At 66.5% G+C, this 20494-nt stretch carries 17 protein-coding genes; 10 read left to right on the top strand and 7 right to left on the bottom strand.

The genetic code is table 11. The features are described 5' to 3' along the window. Positions 1 to 75 precede the first annotated feature (75 nt). On the bottom strand, positions 76 to 1158 hold the full coding sequence (locus AB0A61_RS00525; RefSeq protein ID WP_361283795.1) for an inositol-3-phosphate synthase: 1083 nt from the start codon (positions 1156 to 1158) through the stop codon (positions 76 to 78). A gap of 44 nt (positions 1159 to 1202) precedes the next feature. Continuing rightward, positions 1203 to 1886, bottom strand: a complete 684-nt coding sequence (locus AB0A61_RS00520) for a PadR family transcriptional regulator (RefSeq protein WP_361283792.1) — start codon at positions 1884 to 1886, stop codon at positions 1203 to 1205. 385 nt (positions 1887 to 2271) lie between these two features. Between AB0A61_RS00520 and AB0A61_RS00515 the strand changes: the two genes are divergently transcribed. The 4 genes from AB0A61_RS00515 to AB0A61_RS00500 all read left to right on the top strand — a co-directional run bounded on the left by AB0A61_RS00515 (position 2272) and on the right by AB0A61_RS00500 (position 10094). Beyond that, a complete protein-coding gene (locus tag AB0A61_RS00515) occupies positions 2272 to 4953 on the top strand; it encodes a transglycosylase domain-containing protein (RefSeq protein ID WP_361283789.1) in 2682 nt (893 codons plus the stop codon). Positions 4954 to 5782: 829 nt separating this feature from the next. Next, a complete protein-coding gene (locus tag AB0A61_RS00510) occupies positions 5783 to 6559 on the top strand; it encodes an ATP-binding cassette domain-containing protein (protein ID WP_361283786.1) in 777 nt (258 codons plus the stop codon). After that, positions 6556 to 7839 (top strand): ABC transporter permease, encoded by a 1284-nt coding sequence (locus AB0A61_RS00505; protein WP_361283783.1) that lies wholly within the window; start codon positions 6556 to 6558, stop codon positions 7837 to 7839. Before AB0A61_RS00510 ends, AB0A61_RS00505 begins: the two co-directional genes overlap by 4 nt. A 743-nt stretch (positions 7840 to 8582) precedes the next feature. Then, positions 8583 to 10094, top strand: coding sequence for a glycosyltransferase 87 family protein (locus tag AB0A61_RS00500; protein WP_361283780.1), 1512 nt, complete (start codon positions 8583 to 8585; stop codon positions 10092 to 10094). A gap of 81 nt (positions 10095 to 10175) precedes the next feature. Here AB0A61_RS00500 and AB0A61_RS00495 read toward each other — a convergent pair whose 3' ends face one another. The 3 genes from AB0A61_RS00495 to AB0A61_RS00485 form a co-directional block, all read right to left on the bottom strand. Beyond that, a complete protein-coding gene (locus tag AB0A61_RS00495; protein WP_361283777.1) occupies positions 10176 to 11207 on the bottom strand; it encodes an alanine racemase in 1032 nt (343 codons plus the stop codon). 83 nt (positions 11208 to 11290) lie between these two features. Then, positions 11291 to 12412 (bottom strand): peptidoglycan bridge formation glycyltransferase FemX, encoded by a 1122-nt coding sequence (femX, locus tag AB0A61_RS00490; protein ID WP_361283774.1) that lies wholly within the window; start codon positions 12410 to 12412, stop codon positions 11291 to 11293. Between the two features lie 171 nt (positions 12413 to 12583). Continuing rightward, positions 12584 to 12889, bottom strand: coding sequence for a hypothetical protein (locus AB0A61_RS00485; protein ID WP_361283771.1), 306 nt, complete (start codon positions 12887 to 12889; stop codon positions 12584 to 12586). A gap of 287 nt (positions 12890 to 13176) precedes the next feature. Between AB0A61_RS00485 and rpsF the strand changes: the two genes are divergently transcribed. The 4 genes from rpsF to rplI all read left to right on the top strand — a co-directional run bounded on the left by rpsF (position 13177) and on the right by rplI (position 14921). Beyond that, positions 13177 to 13467 (top strand): 30S ribosomal protein S6, encoded by a 291-nt coding sequence (rpsF, locus tag AB0A61_RS00480; protein WP_009189556.1) that lies wholly within the window; start codon positions 13177 to 13179, stop codon positions 13465 to 13467. A 77-nt stretch (positions 13468 to 13544) separates the two neighbouring features. After that, positions 13545 to 14138 (top strand): single-stranded DNA-binding protein, encoded by a 594-nt coding sequence (locus tag AB0A61_RS00475; RefSeq protein ID WP_361283768.1) that lies wholly within the window; start codon positions 13545 to 13547, stop codon positions 14136 to 14138. A gap of 81 nt (positions 14139 to 14219) precedes the next feature. Continuing rightward, positions 14220 to 14456, top strand: coding sequence for a 30S ribosomal protein S18 (rpsR, locus tag AB0A61_RS00470; RefSeq protein WP_003949403.1), 237 nt, complete (start codon positions 14220 to 14222; stop codon positions 14454 to 14456). Positions 14457 to 14474: 18 nt separating this feature from the next. After that, positions 14475 to 14921, top strand: coding sequence for a 50S ribosomal protein L9 (gene rplI, locus AB0A61_RS00465; RefSeq protein ID WP_361283765.1), 447 nt, complete (start codon positions 14475 to 14477; stop codon positions 14919 to 14921). Positions 14922 to 15226: 305 nt separating this feature from the next. Here rplI and AB0A61_RS00460 read toward each other — a convergent pair whose 3' ends face one another. Beyond that, positions 15227 to 16564, bottom strand: a complete 1338-nt coding sequence (locus tag AB0A61_RS00460; RefSeq protein WP_361283762.1) for an MATE family efflux transporter — start codon at positions 16562 to 16564, stop codon at positions 15227 to 15229. Between the two features lie 459 nt (positions 16565 to 17023). Between AB0A61_RS00460 and dnaB the strand changes: the two genes are divergently transcribed. After that, positions 17024 to 18502, top strand: a complete 1479-nt coding sequence (dnaB, locus tag AB0A61_RS00455; RefSeq protein ID WP_361283759.1) for a replicative DNA helicase — start codon at positions 17024 to 17026, stop codon at positions 18500 to 18502. Between the two features lie 93 nt (positions 18503 to 18595). Continuing rightward, positions 18596 to 19978 carry a serine hydrolase domain-containing protein gene (locus AB0A61_RS00450; RefSeq protein WP_361283756.1) on the top strand — a complete coding sequence of 461 codons (1383 nt, stop codon included), beginning with the start codon at positions 18596 to 18598 and terminating at the stop codon, positions 19976 to 19978. Positions 19979 to 20040: 62 nt separating this feature from the next. Here the strand turns inward: AB0A61_RS00450 and AB0A61_RS00445 are convergent, their stop codons facing one another. After that, complete coding sequence (locus tag AB0A61_RS00445) at positions 20041 to 20490, bottom strand: GNAT family N-acetyltransferase (protein ID WP_361283753.1); 450 nt, start codon at positions 20488 to 20490, stop codon at positions 20041 to 20043. Between the last annotated feature and the right edge of the window lie 4 nt (positions 20491 to 20494).

Genomic DNA, 20494 nt, shown 5'->3' with positions numbered 1-20494 from the left:
ACATGGGCAGGGTCCCCGGGGGAACAACCCTCGGGGACCCTCAACGGCCCACGGCGTGGAGCGTTCTCAGCGCTCTCAGCGTTCGACGTCGCCGCGGATGAACTTCTCGACGTTCTCACGGGCCTCGTCGTCGAAGTACTGCACCGGCGGGGACTTCATGAAGTACGAGGACGCCGACAGGATCGGGCCGCCGATGCCGCGGTCCTTGGCGATCTTCGCGGCGCGCAGCGCGTCGATGATGACACCCGCGGAGTTCGGGGAGTCCCAGACCTCCAGCTTGTACTCCAGGTTCAGCGGGACGTCACCGAAGGCGCGGCCCTCGAGGCGGACGTAGGCCCACTTGCGGTCGTCGAGCCACGCCACGTAGTCGGAGGGGCCGATGTGGACGTTGTTCTCGCCGAGGTCCCGGTCGGGGATCTGGGAGGTGACGGCCTGCGTCTTGGAGATCTTCTTGGACTCCAGGCGCTCGCGCTCGAGCATGTTCTTGAAGTCCATGTTGCCGCCGACGTTCAGCTGCATCGTGCGGTCGAGGATGACACCCCGGTCCTCGAACAGCTTCGCCATGACGCGGTGCGTGATGGTGGCGCCGACCTGCGACTTGATGTCGTCACCGACGATCGGGACGCCCGCCTCGATGAACTTGTCGGCCCACTCCTTGGTGCCGGCGATGAAGACCGGAAGGGCGTTGACGAAGGCGACCTTGGCGTCGATGGCGCACTGGGCGTAGAACTTCGCCGCGTCCTCGGAGCCGACCGGCAGGTAGCAGACGAGGACGTCGACCTGCTTGTCCTTGAGGATCTGGACGACGTCGACCGGCTCGGCGTCGGACTCCTCGATGGTCTGGCGGTAGTACTTGCCGAGGCCGTCGAGGGTGTGGCCGCGCTGGACCGTCACACCGGTGCTGGGCACGTCGCAGATCTTGATGGTGTTGTTCTCGGAGGCGCCGATGGCGTCCGCGAGGTCGAGGCCGACCTTCTTCGCGTCGACGTCGAAGGCGGCGACGAACTCGACGTCCCGCACGTGGTAGTCGCCGAACTGCACGTGCATGAGGCCCGGGACCTTGGACGCCGGGTCGGCGTCCTTGTAGTACTCGACGCCCTGCACCAGCGACGCGGCGCAGTTGCCCACGCCGACGATGGCTACGCGAACCGAACCCATTCCGGTTGCTCCCTGTGTGTACTCGGTGAAGCCCCGACGGGACCTCACGTGGCGGTGTCGTCGGGCGTATCCGGCCGGGACGTCTCCCCGGACCGGGGCAGGCCGCCCGGCGCTCCAGATGTGGTGTCCTGCTGAGCGGGCTCCCCGGAAGCGGACCTCTTGAGGTCCCGTCCGGCCCGCTCGCTCTCGATGAGCTCGTTCAGCCAGCGCACTTCGCGCTCCACGGACTCCATCCCGTGGCGCTGAAGCTCGAGGGTGTAGTCGTCGAGGCGCTCCCGGGTGCGCGCGACAGAGGCGCGCATCTTCTCCAGGCGCTCCTCCAGACGGCTGCGGCGGCCCTCCAGCACGCGCATGCGTACGTCACGCGACGTCTGCCCGAAGAAGGCGAAGCGCGCGGCGAAGTGCTCGTCGTCGTACGCGTCGGGGCCCGTCTGGGAGAGCAGCTCCTCGAAGTGCTCCTTGCCCTCCGCCGTCAACCTGTAGACGATCTTCGCGCGGCGGCCCGCGAGGGGAGCTGTGACGGTGTCCTCGGGGGTGTTCCCCGGCTCCTCGATCAACCAGCCGTTGGCGACCAGCGTCTTGAGGCAGGGGTAGAGCGTCCCGTAGCTGAACGCACGGAACACACCCAGTGACGTATTGAGTCGTTTGCGCAGCTCATAGCCGTGCATCGGGGATTCGCGGAGCAGGCCGAGTACGGCGAACTCCAGGATTCCGGAACGCCGGCCCATCGTCGCCTCCTCTCTGCCCCACCCGTGGTGTCGGGTGCCGTGACGGTCCTTATGCCGTGCTGATGTATCGACTCGATACATCAGCACGATAGAACGGCCCCCAGAATGCGACAAGAGGGAGCGGAGTGAACGGGATCACATCACCGATTCGATGCGGGGTAAGTTGCCTGATTTGGGGTGAACTTCCGAGCTCGGTAGGTTTTGACGGTGCGTAGTCTGTGCGGCATGCACACCTCCGGGAACCGAGTGACGCCAGGGGGCGTCCTCGTCCTTGGTGCAGTACGGGTGAATGCACAACTGACCACATCCGTACTTCGGGGGGACCGGAAACAAGCCGCCGTTTCCAGGCGCGCAAGGGTGCGCCTGCCCGAGGAGTAATCGTTCGATGAGCGAGCACCGTCGCAAACCGCCGCAGCCGCAGGGAGGCGGACGTGCCGCGGCCCGACGCGGCCAGTCCGGTTCGTCCCCCGGCCGCCGTGCGGCACCGCGAGGCGCCACCGGATCTCCCGCCGACTCCTATGGGTCCAGTTCCTATGGGCCGGAATCCCGTGGCGCCGGCGGTGAGGAACGCCCGTACGCCAGCCGTGCCGAGGCACGGCGGGCCGCGCAGAGAAACGGTGGCCGGCGCAGACCGCCCGACCCGCGGGGCGGCCCCGGTGGCCCGAACGGGAGGGGGCGCCCGGCGCCGCCCGACAGGAAGCGGTTCATCGACTACCCGCGCGCGGGCAAGTACGGCTACCGCCGTTGGCTGCCGTCCTGGAAGCTCGTGACGGGCCTGTTCATCGGCTTCCTCGGAAGCCTGGTGGCGGTCGCGGGCATCGGGTACGCCATGGTGAGCGTGCCGAACGTCGCCCAGACCGCGAAGGCGCAGAACAACGTCTTCTACTGGTCCGACGGCTCGGTGATGGTCGCCACCGGCGGTGAGATCAACCGCCAGATCGTCAACTACGACCAGATCCCCAAGGAGATGCGGTACGCGGTCATCTCGCAGGAGAACAAGACCTTCGAGACCGACAGCGGCGTCGACCCGAACGGCATCGCGCGCGCCCTCTTCAACATGGCGCGGGGCGGACAGACGCAGGGTGGTTCCACGATCACCCAGCAGTACGTCAAGAACGCGATGCTGAACGACCAGTCGCAGACCATCTCCCGGAAGTTCAAGGAGATCTTCGTCGCGATCAAGGTGGGCGCCACGGTTCCCAAGGACGAGATCATGGCCGGCTACCTGAACTCGGCGTACTTCGGCCGCGGCGCCTACGGGATCCAGGCGGCCGCGCGCGCCTACTTCAACAAGGAGGCCAAGGATCTGAACCCGGGCGAGTGCGCCTTCCTCGCCGCGATGATCAAGGGCGCCACCTACTACGACCCGGCGGGCGCGACGTCCCTCGACCCCGCAGCCACTCCGCAGGCCAACAGCAAGCGGGCGCTGCTGCAGATGCAGGACACGCTCAACAAGATGGTCCAGTACGGCCATCTGAGCGCCTCGGAGCGGGCCAAGTACACCACGCTCCCCAAGGTCCAGAGCCCGCGCTCGAACAGCCGGCTGAGCGGCCAGGTCGGCTACCTGGTCGACCTCGCCAAGGCCTACCTGGTCAACAACACGAAGATCACCGCCGACGACCTGCAGAAGGGCGGCTTCCAGATCTACACGACCTTCGACAAGAAGAAGGTCGGCGAGCTGGAGGCGGCGGTGAAGAAGGTCCAGAAGGCGAACATCAAGCCCAACCTGCGCCCGCAGACCGACAAGTTCGTGCAGTTCGGCGGCGCATCGGTGGACCCGTCGTCGGGCGCCATCAAGGCGATCTACGGCGGTGAGGACGCGACCAAGCACTTCACCAACAACGCGGACTCCACGGGTGCGCAGGTCGGCTCGACCTTCAAGCCGTTCGTGCTGGCGGCCGCGATGAAGTGGGGTGTGCGCGACCCCAGCCTGGGTCCGGTGCAGGCACAGGACCAACGCACGCTCGTCTCCCCGAAGAGCCTGTACAGCGGGAAGAACAAGCTCAAGATCAAGAACTACGACCGGACGGTCTGGACCGACGAGAAGAACAGGGAGTGGCTCCAGACCAATGACGGCGACGAGTCCGTGGGCGACCCGCCGAACTACATGATCGACCTCCGTGAGGCGATGCAGTTCTCGGTCAACTCGGCATATGTCCAGCTCGGCATGGACGTCGGCCTGGACAAGGTGAAGGAGGTGGCGCTGGACTCCGGACTCCTGGAGGGCAGCCTGGCCAGCTCCAACTTCCCGTCGTTCTCGATCGGCACCTCCGACCCCAGCGCGATCCGGATGGCGGGTGCGTACGCGACCTTCGCGGCCAGCGGCAAGCAGAACGACCCGTTCTCGGTCACGTTGGTCAAGAAAAACACCGAAGGGGTTGTCTACACGCACAAGAGCCACACCAAGGACGCCCTCACGCCGGAGGTCGCCGACAACGTCACGGACGTTCTCAAGACCGTGGTCGACAAGGGCACCGGCACCAACGCACAGCTGCCGGGACGTGAGGTGGCCGGCAAGACCGGTACCACCGACGGCAACAAGTCCGCGTGGTTCGTCGGCTACACCCCGCAGCTGTCGACCGCGATCAGCATGTTCCGACTGGACGACAACGAGAACAGCAAGGCGCGCACCTTCCTCGAGATGTACGGAACGGGTGGCCAGAAGAAGATCCACGGCGCCTCGTTCCCGTCCGAGATCTGGCACGACTACATGCTCCAGGCACTGGAGGGACAGCCGGCGGTGGACTTCCCGGCGCCGAAGCCCATCGGTGTGGTCCTCAACGCGCCGACGCCGACCCCCACCCCGTCGGTCACGCAGAGTCAGAAGGCAAGCCCGACCCCCTCGCCCACGCCGAGCCGGACCCGGACCAGCCCGTCGCCTTCACCGAGTGACACCTGCGGGTTCTTCGGTTGCAGCGACGGCGGCAACGGCAACGGCGGCAACGGGAACGGCGGGACGGACGGGGGCATCACCCCGTCACCGTCGCCCAGCTTGTCCACCGGCGGAAACGGCGGGAACACCCGAGGCAACGGCAACGGAGGATTCTTCGGCGGCTCGGCCGGTTAGACCGGACCGAAGGTAAGGACTGCAAGCGAAGATCGAGAACTCGGGCCCCGGAATATTCCGGGGCCCGAGTTCTCGTGTGCAGACTGTGGTCTGGCCGGCCAGCTCGTCGTCGGCTGTGCCGAAGTCGGCTGTCCGGCCAAGGCACCTCGCCGTTGACGGCGAGGCCACCCAGGGTCTGAAATATCAGCTTTATTCGAGCTTCCCACTGATTGTCGGCACTCGCTCACATTATTGCCAAGGGCAGCCTCACATGTGTTTCCTTGAGATGCCCGGATATGCGCTTGACATGTCGCAGACAGTCTCTCTAAAGTCACAAAAAAGGTCAGTTGGGACGTCTAAAGACTCTCATTGTCTGGAGCGCGCCGCTGTTTTGGGCCAGACCGAGGTCCCGACGCGGCAACGACGCTGGAGGCTCCCAATCTGCATCACCGCGAGAAGGTTGAAGAAGTGACGAAAATCAAGACTGCAAAGTTTCTCGCCGTTGGCGTACTCGCGTCCACAGCTATCGGTCTTGTTGCCCCCAACGCGCTTGCCAGTAACGAGCCCAATTGGACGAAGGGCTGCCGTGGTTACTGGTACAGCACATCCGGGCACGGCTACTGCAAGGGCGCGACTGCCAATGGGTACTACAACGCAAAGTACGACTGTGCGAGTGAAGCGGACTCGAACGTCGGAGCCGTCCTCGGGCAAGGGTATGTGGGTAAGTTCAGTTCGTTTGAGTGCATCTTCTCCATCAATAGGACCACAGTTACCTACGGCTGAGCTGAGTCGGTAGTCAAACTCCTGGGGGCCGCTCCGGGAGCGGCCCCCCGCTGTCTGGAGACGTGTATTGTCCCCCACCTTCGTACGGCTCGAAGGACTTAGCCAAGGCTACGGCCGTCGCCGAGTCATTGACGGGCTGAATCTGACCATAGGTCCTGGAGTAACTGGCCTGCTCGGTCCCAACGGCGTTGGCAAGACCACGCTGCTGCGCACGCTCAGTACCGTCACGCCGCCTAAAGCCGGAAGCCTAGAGCTTTTCGGCGAGGAAATAAGGACAGAGGCAGCGGCGCGCCGCGCCCGTCGGAAAATTGGCTATCTTCCGCAGGATTTCGGCTACTATCCGAATTTTTCAGTTGCCGATTTCGTATACTATTGCGCATGGTTGCGTGAGATACCCGATAAACAGGCTGGGGAGGCCACTGATCGTGCGATAGCTTCAGTGGCTCTCGGTGATCGTGCCAGAGAAAAAATGAAGTCGCTTTCCGGTGGCATGCTCCGGCGTGCAGGAATTGCCGCTGCCATCGTAGGCGCCCCCCCACTGGTGCTTCTCGATGAGCCCACTGTGGGACTCGACCCTGAACAGCGACTGGACTTCCGAGAACTCATTCGTTCGCTCGCGCGTGAGGGAGTTGGGGTGTTGCTCAGCACCCATTTGGTGGAAGACGTGGGTGCGGCATGCGATAAGGTGCTCGTCCTGCACGGGGGGCAGATCAGGTATCAAGGCACCCCGAAGAAACTGGCTGAGATCGCTGTGGAATCAGCCCCTGGTGACAGTCCGCTCGAACGTGGATATATGACTGTTCTCGCGTCTGTTCGGGATGCCCAGAAAGCCGCTGTGTCGTGAAGGTCTATCGTATCGAATTGCGGCGCTCGCCGTTGCTAGCGGCTCTTCCCGTGCTCATTTTGGTGGACTTGGCAGTTCTGTTCGGCCGTTCACGCTATTGGATAGGTGTGTGGCCCGAAGCGAGTGTCGCCACCCAAGTCGTCACGTTGTTTCTCGGACCGGTTCTGGCAGCAGTCTCCGCATGGCAGGCGGGGCGAGCGTCACGTGCAAAGCTGCCCGAGTTCCTGCTTGCAGCTGCTCGCCCGTCCTGGCAGGTTGAGGCGGCTCGCTTGGCGGCCACTCTCACGATGGGATTCTTCTCCTACGTGCTCGGCGCCGTTGTGGCTGCGGTCGTTACATTTCCGGACGCCGGTGCAGGATTCCTCTGGCCGTCGTACTTTTTTCTGGGCGTTGCAACACTTACTTTGTTCGCTGCAGCGGGGCACCTCGCTGGCCGGTATTGGCCATCGCCTGCTTTCACACCCGTCATCTGTGCTCTAGGCGGGTTCGTGCTGCTGCTTTCCATCGGCCAAGGCTTCGGAATATTCGTGATCGCGGGTGCGCCGTCCGAGACGGTTCGTCCCCTACCTGTAGTACTGCGGCTATTGTTGGCGGCCCTGCTTGCTGCGTTGGCGGTCCTGGCTCCCGAACCGCCATACAAGACAGAGAAATTGAAAAGTCGTCCTCTTTCAGTCAGGCACCGTGGAGCCTTCTTTGGTGTCGCATCATGCTGTCTTGTCGTGCTTGCATCGTTCCCGATTGGTGGCCAGATACAAACGGAGAGGAAATCCGCAGAGGGGGAGATACTCTGTGATCGCGCGACGAGCACCGCACCCGAGGTGTGCGTCTGGCGGGAACACCGAAAATATCTCAGGGAGCTCACCGCAATGGCCGCGCGACTCCGCGGTGTACCTCAGTCCTGGGTGCGTACGCCCGCAACTTTTTATGAAGAAGGTCTCCGCCGAACGTCACACGGTGACCTTGGGTTTGACATTCCTGAAGGCCATGTGCGCGGTGCGGCTGTTGCCATGGCTGGGCAGGTTTCATCCCTCTCGTTCGGTGACTGTCTTCCTCCCGGGGACGCTGACCGAGCATGGGATGCGGTCAACCGCATCGACCTCTGGTTGGAGTACCGGGCCATGGGCGAGGATCCGCAGACGGCGGACGAAGGCATGCATGTGACAGGTGTTGGGGATGCCCAGGAGGCAGCGGCACATGCTGCTCAGTTGCCAGAGAATGATCAGCGCATTTGGGTTTCGCGGGAACGAGAGCAACTCCGGAAGGTTGGGTGCGCTGCTTGATACACCTGACACGCTCAACAGTTCTGCGGTACGTCCGGGCCCACCGGACAGCCCTGGCTCTCCTGGGGGTCACCGCAGTGGCTCTGCTCTCCGCGTTCCTGGGCGGGATTCGATTTTCAATCCCTTCCCTGGTCTCGGATAGTGCGTCGAGCGGAATCCCGTTCCGTCGCGAACTTCCTCTGCTTTCGGCTGTCTTTGTTGGTAGCTCACTGAACGGTGCCATGTCGGAGCAGGAAGTTATGGGTGGTCCGCGCATATACCGATTCCGAATGCTCTATTTCGCTGCCCTTACAGCAGTCGGGTGCGCTGTTTCATGGCTGATCGAATCCCTCGCGGTAGGCGCGGAACTCGGCGGCGTCTTCGTACGGTCGCTTCTTGTGTGGCTGGGGCTAGCTGTCGTTTCCGCGCGTCTACTAAGGCCGGAACTGATTTGGGTACTTCCGCTGGTTTCTGTATTCCCCATCGTGTGGTTGAGCGATGACGACGTATGGGATTGGACAGCAGCTTCTCTCACCAGTCCAATTGCCTGGACCACTGCCGTCCTTAGCCTGTTTACTGGGGTTGTGGCGTTTGAGGTGACGCAGTGGAGGATCCACGCTTTCCGGCTGCTCAGAAGTCGATGAGGGCAAGTGCCAACCTGTGTTCTGCGGTGAACACAGGCCGCAGCCGCATCGCCCCAGTGGCACAGTGAGATACGACGGCGCGCCAGGTGCGCCTCCAGCGCGTACGGCAGGATGTGCGACATGCCCAGTGCTGAATCGACGCAAGCGAGCGTGCACGAGCCCGACCCGGTGCGGCCGACCAGAGAGGACAAGGTCGCCGCGGCCGGGAGCGAGCTGATCGGCGGACCCGTCGGGCGGCGCGCCCTGCTCGGGACGTCCTGGTGGACTCCTGTACGGGTCGTCGCGCTGGTGGCGATCGGCATGTTCGCCCTCGGACTGGTCCAGAAGGCGCCCTGTTACCACAGTGGCTGGTTCTTCGGCGCCAGTTCGCAGTACACAAAGGCGTGCTATTCGGACATCCCGCACCTCTATCAGGGGCGCGGCTTCGCCGACGGGCTCGTGCCGTACTTCGACAAGCTCCCCGGCGACATGGACTACCTCGAATACCCGGTGCTGACCGGTGTCTTCATGGAGGTGGCCGCCTGGATCACGCCCGGCAGCGGCAGCATCCAGCAGCAGGAGCAGTGGTACTGGATGGTCAACGCTGGGATGCTGATGGTGTGCGCGGCCGTCATCGCCGTCTGCGTGGCCCGCACGCACGCCCGGCGGCCCTGGGACGGGCTGCTGGTCGCCCTGGCGCCGGCGTTCGCGCTGACCGCCACCATCAACTGGGACCTCCTGGCGGTCGCCCTGACGGCCGCCGCGATGCTGATGTGGTCCCGGAGCCGCCCGCTCGCCTTCGGCGTCCTGCTGGGGCTGGCCACCGCCGCCAAGCTCTATCCCGTCTTCCTGCTGGGACCGCTGCTCGTACTGTGCTGGCGGGCCGGCAAGTGGCGGGAGTACGGCAAGGCGGTCGGCGGCGCAGTCGTCGCCTGGCTGGTCGTGAACCTCCCCGTGATGCTGTTCGCCTTCGAGGGCTGGTCGAAGTTCTACCGGTTCAGCCAGGAGCGAGGCGTCGACTTCGGATCGTTCTGGCTGATCCTGGCCCAGAACTCCACCAACCCGCTCAGCACCGACACCGTCAACACCTTCGCCACGCTGCTCATGGTGCTGTGCTGCGGCGGCATCGCGGCGCTCGCCCTCATGGCCCCCCGGCGCCCGCGGTTCGCCCAGCTGGCCTTCCTGATCATCGCGGCGTTCATCGTGACCAACAAGGTGTACTCCCCTCAGTACGTGCTGTGGCTGGTGCCCCTGGCCGCGCTGGCCCGGCCGAAGTGGCGGGACTTCCTGATCTGGCAGGCGTGCGAGGTGGCGTACTTCCTGGGGATCTGGATGTACCTCGCTTACACGACCAGCGGGGACGCGCACAAAGGTCTGCCGACCGACGGCTACCACTGGGCCGTCGGCGTGCACCTGCTGGGAACGCTGTACCTGTGTGCGGTCGTCGTGCGCGACATCCTCATGCCGGAGCGGGACGTGGTGCGCAGGGCCGGGGACGACGATCCCTCGGGCGGTGTGCTGGACGGCGCGGAGGATGTCTTCGTCCTCGGCACCGCGGCCCATCCGCCGCGCCACGCGGCCCACTTCGCCGGACCGCAGGTGCAGTGGGGAAGTGGAGGCGGAGTGGCCTCGCCTGCAGAGCGTTCGCTCTGAGCGAACAGGCCTCCTGGCAGATCAAGTCGAAGGCCGTACACGAGGCTTGCCGTGTACGGCCTTTCGCGTGTCTGCGGGCTCTCAGCAGTCCATGAGGCGGTCGAACTGCGTCGTGGTGTGACGCAGATGGGCCACCAGTTCGTCGCCGACCTTCGGCTCCGGGGCGTCCGAGGGCACGAAGAGGATCGACACCTGCATGTGCGGCGGCTCCGCGAACCAGCGCTGCTTGCCACCCCAGACGAACGGAGAAAGGTTCCGGTTGACCGTGGCGAGGCCTGCCCGGGCCACACCCTTGGCGCGCGGCATGACGCCGTGCAGGGCCTTGGGGGCCTCCAGGCCAACCCCGTGCGACGTACCGCCCGCCACCACCACCAGGAAGCCGTCGGAGGCCGCCTTCTGCTGCCGGTAGCCGAAGCGGTCGCCCTTGGCGACCCGCGTGACGTCCAGGACGGCGCCGCGGTACTCGGTGGCCTCGTGGTCCCCGAGCCACAGTCGCGTGCCGATACGGGCGCGGAAGCGGGTCTGCGGGAACTGCTGCTGGAGCCGGGCGAGTTCCTCGGCCTTGAGGTGGCTGACGAACATCGTGTGCAGCGGCAGCCGGGCCGCGCGCAGCCGGTCCATCCAGCCGATGACCTCCTCGACGGCGTCAGAGCCGTCGGTGCGGTCCAGCGGCAGATGGATCGCGAAGCCCTCGAGCCGGACGTTCTCGATCGCGGCGTGCAGCTGCGGCAGCTCCTGCTCGCTGATGCCGTGCCGCTTCATCGAGGACATCACCTCGATGACCACACGGGCGCCCACCAGGCCGTAGACCCCGTCGATCGACGACACCGAGCGGACCACCCGGTCGGGCAGCGGCACCGGCTCCTCGCCGCGCCGGTACGGCGTCAGCACCAGCAGGTCACCGCCGAAGAAGTCCTTGATGCGCGCGGCCTCGTACGTCGTGCCGACGGCGAGGATGTCCGCGCCCAGCCGCGTGGCCTCCTCCGCCAGCCGCTCGTGCCCGAAGCCGTAGCCGTTGCCCTTGCAGACCGGGACGAGCCCCGGGAACTGCTCCTGCACGTGCTTGTGGTGCGCCCGCCAGCGCGCGGTGTCGACGTAGAGCGTGAGCGCCATGGCCGGACCTGGAACCTTTCTCGTGGCTGCGGTGTGTCACAGGGGTGGAAACTGCCGACGGTGTCGAAGCGGAGGACGCGAGCTCAGCGGCGCGACATGTAGATGTCGAGCGCCTTGTGGAGCAGCTTGTTCAGCGGGAAGTCCCACTCGCCGAGGTACTCGGCGGCCTGACCGCCGGTGCCCACCTTGAACTGGATCAGGCCGAAGAGGTGGTCGGTCTCGTCCAGCGAGTCGGAGATGCCGCGCAGATCGTAGACCGTGGCGCCGAGCGCGTAGGCGTCGCGCAGCATCCGCCACTGCATCGCGTTCGAGGGCCGGACCTCGCGCCCGATGTTGTCGGAGGCACCGTAGGAGTACCAGACGTGCCCGCCGACGATCAGCATCGTCGCGGCGGCGAGGTTCACGCCGTTGTGCCGGGCGAAGTACAGCCGCATGCGGTTGGGGTCCTCGGTGTTGAGGGCCGTCCACATGCGCTGGAAGTACGACAGCGGGCGGGGCCGGAAGTGGTCGCGCACGGCCGTGATCTCGTACAGCCGCTGCCACTCGGCGAGGTCCTGGTAGCCGCCCTGGACGACCTCGACACCGGCCTTCTCGGCCTTCTTGATGTTGCGGCGCCACAGCTGGTTGAAGTTCTTGTGGACCTCTTCCAGGGAGCGGTTGGCAAGGGGCACCTGGAAGACGTAGCGGGGCTGCACGTCGCCGAAGCCGGCGCCGCCGTCCTCGCCCTGCTGCCAGCCCATACGGCGCAGCTTGTCGGCGACCTCGAAGGCGCGCGGCTCGATGAAGTCGGCCTCCAGGTCACGCAGACGCTTCACATCGGGGTCCTGGATGCCCCTCTTGATGGTGTCGGAACCCCAGCGGCGGATCACGACCGGCGGGCCCATCTTCACCGAGAAGGCGCCCTGCTGCTTCAGGTGCGCCAGCATCGGCTGGATCCAGTCGTCGAGATTCGGCGCGAACCAGTTGATGACCGGGCCCTCGGGCAGGTAGGCGAGGTAACGCTTGATCTTGGGCAGCTGCCGGTAGAGGACGAGACCCGCGCCGACCATTTCACCGGTGCGGTCGTCGAACCAGCCGAGGTTCTCCGAGCGCCACTCCGCCTTGACGTCCGCCCATGCCGGAACCTGCATGTGACTCGCCGCGGGCAGGCTCTGGATGAAGGCCAGATGCTGCTCTCGACTGATGGTCCTCAGGGTCAGACTCATTCGGGGCGCTCCTCGGGCTGGCGTGTCCCCATGGGTACAGGGGCTCCGGCTCTCGCGCGAAGCCTACTGCGCCCGGGGTGCACCCCGACTGGCCGCACACCACCTTCCCCCCCGGCCTGCCGACCGTCGGGAGGGTGGATGTGCGGGATGGAGAAGGTCGGTATGTGTGGCTCAGCCGATGAGGCCACCCCATGCGATGCCGAGCCCGAAGCCGACCGCCGAGGCGCCGAGACCGATGATCAGCCCGAAGCGCTCACGTGTCGTCTCCGAGATCCACTGGCCGTACGCGCCGGTGAGGATGCCCACCAGGCCGGCCCAGGAGCTCAGCACGTGCATGCTGGGGAACCACGCCGCGATGACAGCCGTCAGCCCCAGCGCCAGGGTCACCGCGAGCAGGGTGTCCTGGAGCGGATGGGGCTTGCCGTCCGTGGCGAGCAGGCCGCCACCGGCGGTGTTGGGTCGCATCGTCTGTGCCATGGGGCACCTCCTGACGAAAGGCGGCGCATCGTAGCGCCATACACACCCGATGTGTCCAGGTTGACGGGTCCGGCGGCCCGATTTCAACCGGAAGCGGGTGTGCGGGTACTCTGTACCCTCTGCACCGGTGTCTGTCCAGGCGAGCCAAGGCGAAGCCTGGTGATTCCGTCGGCCGCCCCCGATTGTCAGTGGCGGCTGATTTACTTACGGGCACTGTTGCGTACGCATCACAACCCTCCTGCCACGGAACGACCGTGGCCGCTGAGTCCAAAGGAGGTGGGTTCCACATGCGTCACTACGAGGTGATGGTCATCCTCGACCCCGATCTCGAGGAGCGCTCTGTCTCCCCGCTGATCGAGAACTTCCTTTCTGTCGTCCGTGACGGTGGCGGAAAGGTCGAGAAGGTCGACACCTGGGGCCGTCGTCGTCTCGCGTACGAGATCAAGAAGAAGCCCGAGGGCATCTACTCGGTCATCGACCTGCAGGCCGAGCCTGCGGTCGTCAAGGAGCTCGACCGCCAGATGAACCTGAACGAGTCGGTCCTCCGGACCAAGGTCCTCCGCCCCGAGACCCACTGAGCCCTCCCGCTCGGCTGATCCCGGGATTCGAGTAGCAGCACAAGCAGCCAGCAGCACACCCGCCGAGAGGTTCCCCCATGGCAGGCGAGACCGTCATCACGGTCGTCGGCAATCTTGTCGACGACCCCGAGCTGCGCTTCACCCCCTCCGGTGCGGCGGTCGCGAAGTTCCGCGTCGCGTCCACGCCCCGCACCTTCGACCGCCAGACGAACGAGTGGAAGGACGGCGAGAGCCTCTTCCTGACCTGTTCTGTCTGGCGTCAGGCGGCGGAGAACGTCGCCGAGTCGCTTCAGCGAGGCATGCGCGTCATCGTGCAGGGCCGGCTGAAGCAGCGGTCCTACGAGGACCGCGAGGGTGTCAAGCGCACGGTCTACGAGCTGGACGTCGAGGAAGTCGGCGCCAGCCTGCGCAATGCCACGGCCAAGGTCACCAAGACTGCCGGCCGTGGTGGCCAGGGTGGTTACGGCGGCGGTGGCGGCCAGGGTGGCGGCCAGGGTGGCGGCCAGGGTGGCGGCGGCTGGGGCGGTGGCCCCGGTGGCGGCCAGCAGGGCGGCGCTCCTGCCGACGATCCGTGGGCGACCGGCGCTCCTGCCGGTGGCAACCAGGGCGGCGGCGGCTGGGGCGGCGGCTCCGGCGGCGGTGGCGGCTACTCGGACGAGCCCCCCTTCTAGGACTTCGGGCCGGTTCCTTCGGACCGGGCCGGGTCGAGGGCGGGTCGTACCCAAACTTCTTGATCACACAGGAGAAACACCATGGCGAAGCCGCCTGTGCGCAAGCCTAAGAAGAAGGTCTGCGCTTTCTGCAAGGACAAGGTCACGTACGTGGACTACAAGGACACGAACATGCTGCGGAAGTTCATTTCCGACCGCGGCAAGATCCGTGCCCGCCGCGTGACCGGCAACTGCACGCAGCATCAGCGTGACGTCGCCACGGCCGTCAAGAACAGCCGTGAGATGGCGCTGCTGCCCTACACGTCCACCGCGCGCTAAGGGAAGGGTGACCGACTCATGAAGATCATCCTCACCCACGAGGTCTCCGGCCTCGGCGCCGCGGGCGACGTCGTCGACGTCAAGGACGGTTACGCTCGCAACTACCTGATCCCGCGGAAGTTCGCTATCCGCTGGACCAAGGGTGGCGAGAAGGACGTCGAGCAGATTCGTCGTGCTCGCAAGATCCACGAGATCCAGACCATCGAGCAGGCCAACCAGGTCAAGGCTCAGCTCGAGGGCGTGAAGGTCCGCCTGGCCGTCCGCTCCGGCGACTCCGGCCGTCTCTTCGGTTCCGTCACCCCGGCCGACGTCGCCTCGGCGATCAAGGCTGCCGGCGGTCCCGAGGTCGACAAGCGCCGCATCGAGCTCGGTGCGCCGATCAAGACCCTGGGCGCCCACGAGACGTCCGTGCGTCTGCACCCCGAGGTTGCCGCCAAGGTCGCCATCGAGGTCGTCGCGGCCTGATCGCTGCGTCCGGCTGGAAAAGCTGGGAGGAGGGCCGTACCCGCTGGGTACGGCCCTCCTTCTTGCCTGCGGCGAGCCGGTCCGCGGCCCGAGGCGGCTGGGCGGACCGCATGTTTCACGTGAAACGGCGCGAATCCGGGGCGCTCTGATCGAGCGTTGAGACGGAAGCCGTCGCTGAGGCGGAAGACGTTGAGACGGAACCCGTCGAGACGGAAACTCCCGCTGGGACGGCAACCGCCGCCGTCGCGTTTCACGTGAAACGGTGCTCGCGTGCACCGGCGGCGGCTGGAGAAGCCTCAGGAGTCTCAGCGGGTTGCGCCCGTCACGAGCCACCGACCCGAGCGGGCGCGCAGCCAGAGCGTCAGCATCCGGATGGTCATCATCAGCGTCAATGCCGCCCAGAGTGCCGTGAGCCCGCCGCCGAGCACCGGTACGAGCAGGGCGGCCGGCGTGAACACCGCGAGGGTCAGCAGCATCGCCCAGGCCAGGTACGGGCCGTCGCCCGCGCCCATCAGCACTCCGTCCAGGACGAAGACGATGCCGCAGACCGGCTGGGAGAGGGCCACGACGATCAGTGCCGGGAGAGCAGTGCCCTTCACGGTGGAGTCGTCGGTGAACAGGGGAAGGAAGACCGGTCGGCTCACGATCACCAGAAAACCGAGCACCACGCCGACCGCGATGCCCCACTGCACCATGCGACGGCAGGCCTCGCGGGCTCCACGAGGGTCGTCGGCGCCGAGGTATCGCCCGATGATGGCCTGCCCGGCGATCGCGATGGCGTCGAGGGCGAAGGCGAGCAGGCTCCACAGCGACAGGATGATCTGGTGGGCGGCGATGTCCGCGTCACCGAGGCGGGCCGCGACGGCTGTGGCGATCATGAGGATCGCCCGCAGGGACAGAGTCCGGACGAGCAGAGGGACTCCGGCACGCGCTGAGGCCCTGATGCCGCCGGCGTCCGGACGCAGTGAGGCCGCGTGCCTACGGGCTCCGCGGACGACCACTACGAGGTAGACCGCGGCCATGCCGCACTGGGCGATGACAGTGCCCCAGGCCGAACCCGCGATGCCCAGACCGGCGCCGTAGACGAGGCCTACGTTGAGGGCGGCGTTGCCGACGAAGCCGGCGATGGCGACGTAGAGCGGCGTCCTGGTGTTCTGCAGTCCGCGCAGAACGCCCGTGGCGGCGAGCACGACGAGCATCGCCGGGATGCCCAGAGCGGAGATCCGCAGATAGGTGGTCGCGTACGGGGCCGCCGTGCGGGAGGCGCCGAACAGATCCACCAGCGCGGGAGCCGTGGGCAGGACGACCGCGATGACGGCGGCCCCCAGCAGCAGCGCCAGCCAGACTCCGTCCATGCCCTGACGGATGGCGGCCCGGAGGTCGCCTGCGCCCACCCGTCGGGCGACGGCGGCCGTGGTGGCGTAGGCGAGGAAGACGAAGACGCTCACCGCGGTCGTCAGGAGGGCCGAGGCCACGCCGAGTCCGGCCAACTGCGCCGTGCCGAGATGGCCGACGATCGCGCTGTCCGCCATGACGAAGAGCGGCTCGGCGACGAGTGCGCCGAAGGCCGGAACGGCCAGCGCGACGATCTCTCGGTCGTGTCGTCGCAGGGTGTCCGGGCGGCGGGCGGGAGCCAGTGTCATGAGCACCAATGTAATCGTCCACAGGTAAGAGATGCAAAGCCATACTGGCCCTTACTCGCGGTCTTGGTGCGTGCGCTTGTGCGCACCGTTCGAAGCGATCTTGGCCCGACTGGGGAAGTTTTTCTTCTGCACAGCCGGTGGATGGGAAATCCGCAGGTCAGGACGGCTCCGCTGAAAGTTGCGAGGGCTTGTTCACAGCGCTGTCCACCGAGTCGTGCACAGGTTTCGCGGAGTTCTCCACAGCATCCGGGCGCTCGTCCACATGGCCTGTGGATAACCAGATTGGCTGACGGTGCCGGGAGGCCTACCGTGGTCCGGCGCCCGCTCCGTCCGCCGGCTTCGAAACCGTCATAAACCTGACGCGCCAGAAGCGGAGCAGGGCCTCTCATTTGTCAGTGCCGTGCCGTAGAAAAGAGGGGCACGGCGAGGTCCGCTCGGCGGACGGGAGGAGGCCGCTCGGTGAGCATTTCCGAGCCCTTGGACGACCCGTGGGCCGACAGCGGACCCAGTGATCGTCTGCCCCCCTCCCGTCGGCACCCGGGCGGGGGCCGCGGCCGCGACGAGCAGCACGACCGGGGCCGGGACAACGGTGCGTGGGACGGCGCGAGCCCGTCCTTCGAACGGGTTCCGCCCCAGGATCTCGACGCCGAGCAGTCCGTCCTCGGCGGCATGCTGCTGTCCAAGGACGCCATCGCCGACGTCGTCGAGATCCTCAAGGGCCACGACTTCTACAAGCCCGCGCACGAGACCATCTACCAAGCGGTTCTCGACGTCTACGCCAAGGGGGAACCGGCCGACCCCATCACGATCGCCGCCGAGCTCACCAAGCGCGGCGAGATCAACAAGGTGGGCGGAGCCTCCTACCTGCACTCGCTGGTACAGACCGTGCCGACGGCGGCGAACGCCGCGTACTACGCCGAGATCGTCCACGAACGCGCCGTTCTGCGCCGCCTGGTCGAGGCCGGTACCCGCATCACCCAGATGGGATACGCGGCCGACGACGACGTCGACGAGATCGTCAACCGCGCCCAGGCCGAGATCTACGCGGTCACCGAGCAGCGCACCAGCGAGGACTACCTGCCGCTGGGCGACATCATGGAGGGTGCGCTCGACGAGATCGAGGCGATCGGCTCGCGCAGCGGGGAGATGACCGGTGTCCCCACGGGATTCACCGACTTCGACTCGCTGACGAACGGTCTGCACCCGGGGCAGATGATCGTCATCGCGGCGCGTCCCGCCATGGGTAAGTCGACGCTCGCGCTGGACTTCGCGCGGGCGGCGTCGATCAAGAACAATCTGCCGAGCGTCATCTTCTCGCTGGAGATGGGGCGGAACGAGATCGCGATGCGCCTGCTGTCCGCCGAGGCCCGCGTCGCCCTGCACCACATGCGGTCGGGCACGATGACGGACGAGGACTGGACACGGCTGGCCCGCCGGATGCCGGACGTCTCGGCCGCCCCGCTCTACATCGACGACTCCCCGAACCTGTCGATGATGGAGATCCGGGCCAAGTGCCGTCGGCTCAAGCAGCGCAACGACCTCAAGCTCGTCGTCATCGACTATCTCCAGCTGATGCAGTCCGGCGGCTCCAAGCGCGCCGAGAGCCGCCAGCAGGAGGTCTCGGACATGTCCCGTAACCTCAAGCTTCTCGCCAAGGAACTGGAGATCCCGGTCATCGCACTCTCCCAGCTCAACCGTGGTCCAGAGCAGCGCACCGACAAGAAGCCGATGGTCTCCGACCTGCGTGAGTCCGGTTCCATCGAGCAGGATGCCGACATGGTCATCCTGCTGCACCGCGAGGACGCCTACGAGAAGGAGTCGCCCCGCGCCGGCGAGGCAGACCTGATCGTGGCCAAGCACCGTAACGGCCCGACCGCGACGATCACGGTCGCCTTCCAGGGCCACTACTCGCGCTTCGTGGACATGGCGCAGACCTGATCGGGGCAGTCGGCCGTCCGTCCGGTGTGACGGTCCCGCCGCATCCGGGCACATGAGCTCGACGTACGCGGGCGCACCGGATGAACTGGGGGCATGACACCTCAGGATGAGCTGCTTCCCGCTACGCGCCGGGCCCTGTCGCACCGGATCGCCGTGGCCCAGACAGAAGGGCGGGCGCCGTCGCTCGTGGCGGCGGTCGTGCGCGAAGGCCGGACGGTCTGGCACGGCGCCCGGACGTCGGTGGACGGACATGGGCCCGACGAGAACACGCAGTACCGGATCGGCTCGATCACCAAGACCTTCACTGCCGTACTCGTCCTGCGGCTGCGTGACGAGGGCGTACTCGACCTGGGGGACCCGCTGGAGAAGCACCTGCCGGGCACCGGTGCGGGGGAGGCGACCCTCGCCGATCTGCTGGCACACACCGGCGGGCTGGCTGCCGAATCACCGGGCCCCTGGTGGGAGAGAACGTCCGGAGCGCTGCGGCCGGAACTCGTCGATGTACTGGGCGAGGATCCGTTCCGGCATCCCGTCGGTCGGAGGTTCCACTACTCCAACCCGGGTTACACCCTGCTGGGCGCGCTCGTCGAGGAGTTGCGCGGTGCTCCGTGGGAGGAGGTCCTTCGGCGGGAAGTGCTCCAGCCTCTCGGCCTGCATCGCACGACTGCGCGGCCCCAGGCGCCGCACGCGGGTGGCTGGGCGGTGCACCCGTGGGCCGATGTGATGTTGCCGGAACCCGCCGAGGATCTCGGCAGGATGGCTCCGGCCGGGCAACTCTGGTCGACGACAGGGGATTTGGCGCGCTTCGCGGCCTTCCTGGCCAAGGGCGACGACCGCGTGCTGAGCGCGGCGTCGCTGCGGGAAATGCGGACACCGGCGGCTGCGCACGAGACCCAGGACGTCGCGTCCGGGTACGCGTACTGCCTGGGGCTGGAGCTTCGGCGCTCGGGCGGACGGCTTCTTGTGGGGCACACCGGATCGCTGCCGGGTTTCCTCGCCTCGCTCACCATCTGCCTGGAAGACGATGTGGCCGCCGTCGTGCTGGCCAACTGCACGTCCGGGCCGATGCCGGCCGCGGTGGGCGCCGACCTGGTCCGAATCGTCGCCGAGGCCGAACCGCGCATCCCCGAACCCTGGCGGCCTCTGCGCCAGGTCGATCCGTCGGTCCTGGAGTTGACGGGCCAGTGGTACTGGGGGACGTACGGCTTCGCCCTCCGGCTGACCGCGAACGGGCTCGCTTCGCTGGAGCCGTTGTCCGGCAATGGCCGGCGTTCGCGGTTCCGGGCGAACGGTGACGGCACCTGGACAGGTCTGGAGGGGTACTACGCCGGAGAACTGCTGCGTCCCGTACGGCGATCGGACGGTTCCCTGAGCCACCTCGATCTCGGGTCGTTCGTTTTCACGCGTCAGCCGTACGACGAGAAGGCCGACGTGCCCGGGGGCGTGCATCCGCAGGGATGGCGGGGCATCGGGTAGGGCGGCCGGACGCACAATGGCCGGAGCGGTGGACGTTTCACGTGAAACGTCCACCCGGCACGTCAGAGCTTGAGTTTGAAGCCCACGTGTGACGCCGTGAAGCCGAGCCGTTCGTAGAAACGGTGGGCGTCGGTGCGGGTGTTGTCGGACGTCAGCTGGACCAGCCTGCAGTCCTGACGCCGTGATTCATCGATTGCCCACTCGATGAGCCGGGTGCCCAGGCCACTTCCGCGTTCGTCGGCGTGGATGCGCACGGCCTCGATGATCGAACGCGTGGCACCCCTGTGGGAGAGCCCGGGGATGAGTGTCAGCTGCAGGGTGCCGACGACATGGCCATCGCGCACCACCACCACGAGACGCTGGTTGGGATCCGCGGTCACCCGCTTCAGCGCCGCCAGGTACGGAGTCAGGTCGCCGGGTGACTCCCGTCGGGCGCCCAGGGGGTCGTCGGCGAGCATGTCCACGATCGCGGGGACATCCTCCGGGGTGGCGGGCCGTATCTCAAGATCCATGCTT

Source organism: Streptomyces sp. NPDC046197 (genome assembly GCF_040646295.1).
Lineage (GTDB): Bacteria > Actinomycetota > Actinomycetes > Streptomycetales > Streptomycetaceae > Streptomyces.
This window is presented reverse-complemented; position numbering and strand designations above follow the sequence as displayed.

Coding starts and splice junctions, on each gene's coding strand:
- AB0A61_RS00525 (WP_361283795.1), bottom strand. CDS start 1,158: ATGGGTTCGGTTCGCGTAGCCATCGTCGGCGTGGGCAACTGCGCCGCG.
- AB0A61_RS00520 (WP_361283792.1), bottom strand. CDS start 1,886: ATGGGCCGGCGTTCCGGAATCCTGGAGTTCGCCGTACTCGGCCTGCTC.
- AB0A61_RS00515 (WP_361283789.1), top strand. CDS start 2,272: ATGAGCGAGCACCGTCGCAAACCGCCGCAGCCGCAGGGAGGCGGACGT.
- AB0A61_RS00500 (WP_361283780.1), top strand. CDS start 8,583: ATGCCCAGTGCTGAATCGACGCAAGCGAGCGTGCACGAGCCCGACCCG.
- AB0A61_RS00495 (WP_361283777.1), bottom strand. CDS start 11,207: ATGGCGCTCACGCTCTACGTCGACACCGCGCGCTGGCGGGCGCACCAC.
- femX (WP_361283774.1), bottom strand. CDS start 12,412: ATGAGTCTGACCCTGAGGACCATCAGTCGAGAGCAGCATCTGGCCTTC.
- AB0A61_RS00485 (WP_361283771.1), bottom strand. CDS start 12,889: ATGGCACAGACGATGCGACCCAACACCGCCGGTGGCGGCCTGCTCGCC.
- rpsF (WP_009189556.1), top strand. CDS start 13,177: ATGCGTCACTACGAGGTGATGGTCATCCTCGACCCCGATCTCGAGGAG.
- AB0A61_RS00475 (WP_361283768.1), top strand. CDS start 13,545: ATGGCAGGCGAGACCGTCATCACGGTCGTCGGCAATCTTGTCGACGAC.
- rpsR (WP_003949403.1), top strand. CDS start 14,220: ATGGCGAAGCCGCCTGTGCGCAAGCCTAAGAAGAAGGTCTGCGCTTTC.
- rplI (WP_361283765.1), top strand. CDS start 14,475: ATGAAGATCATCCTCACCCACGAGGTCTCCGGCCTCGGCGCCGCGGGC.
- AB0A61_RS00460 (WP_361283762.1), bottom strand. CDS start 16,564: ATGACACTGGCTCCCGCCCGCCGCCCGGACACCCTGCGACGACACGAC.
- AB0A61_RS00450 (WP_361283756.1), top strand. CDS start 18,596: ATGACACCTCAGGATGAGCTGCTTCCCGCTACGCGCCGGGCCCTGTCG.
- AB0A61_RS00445 (WP_361283753.1), bottom strand. CDS start 20,490: ATGGATCTTGAGATACGGCCCGCCACCCCGGAGGATGTCCCCGCGATC.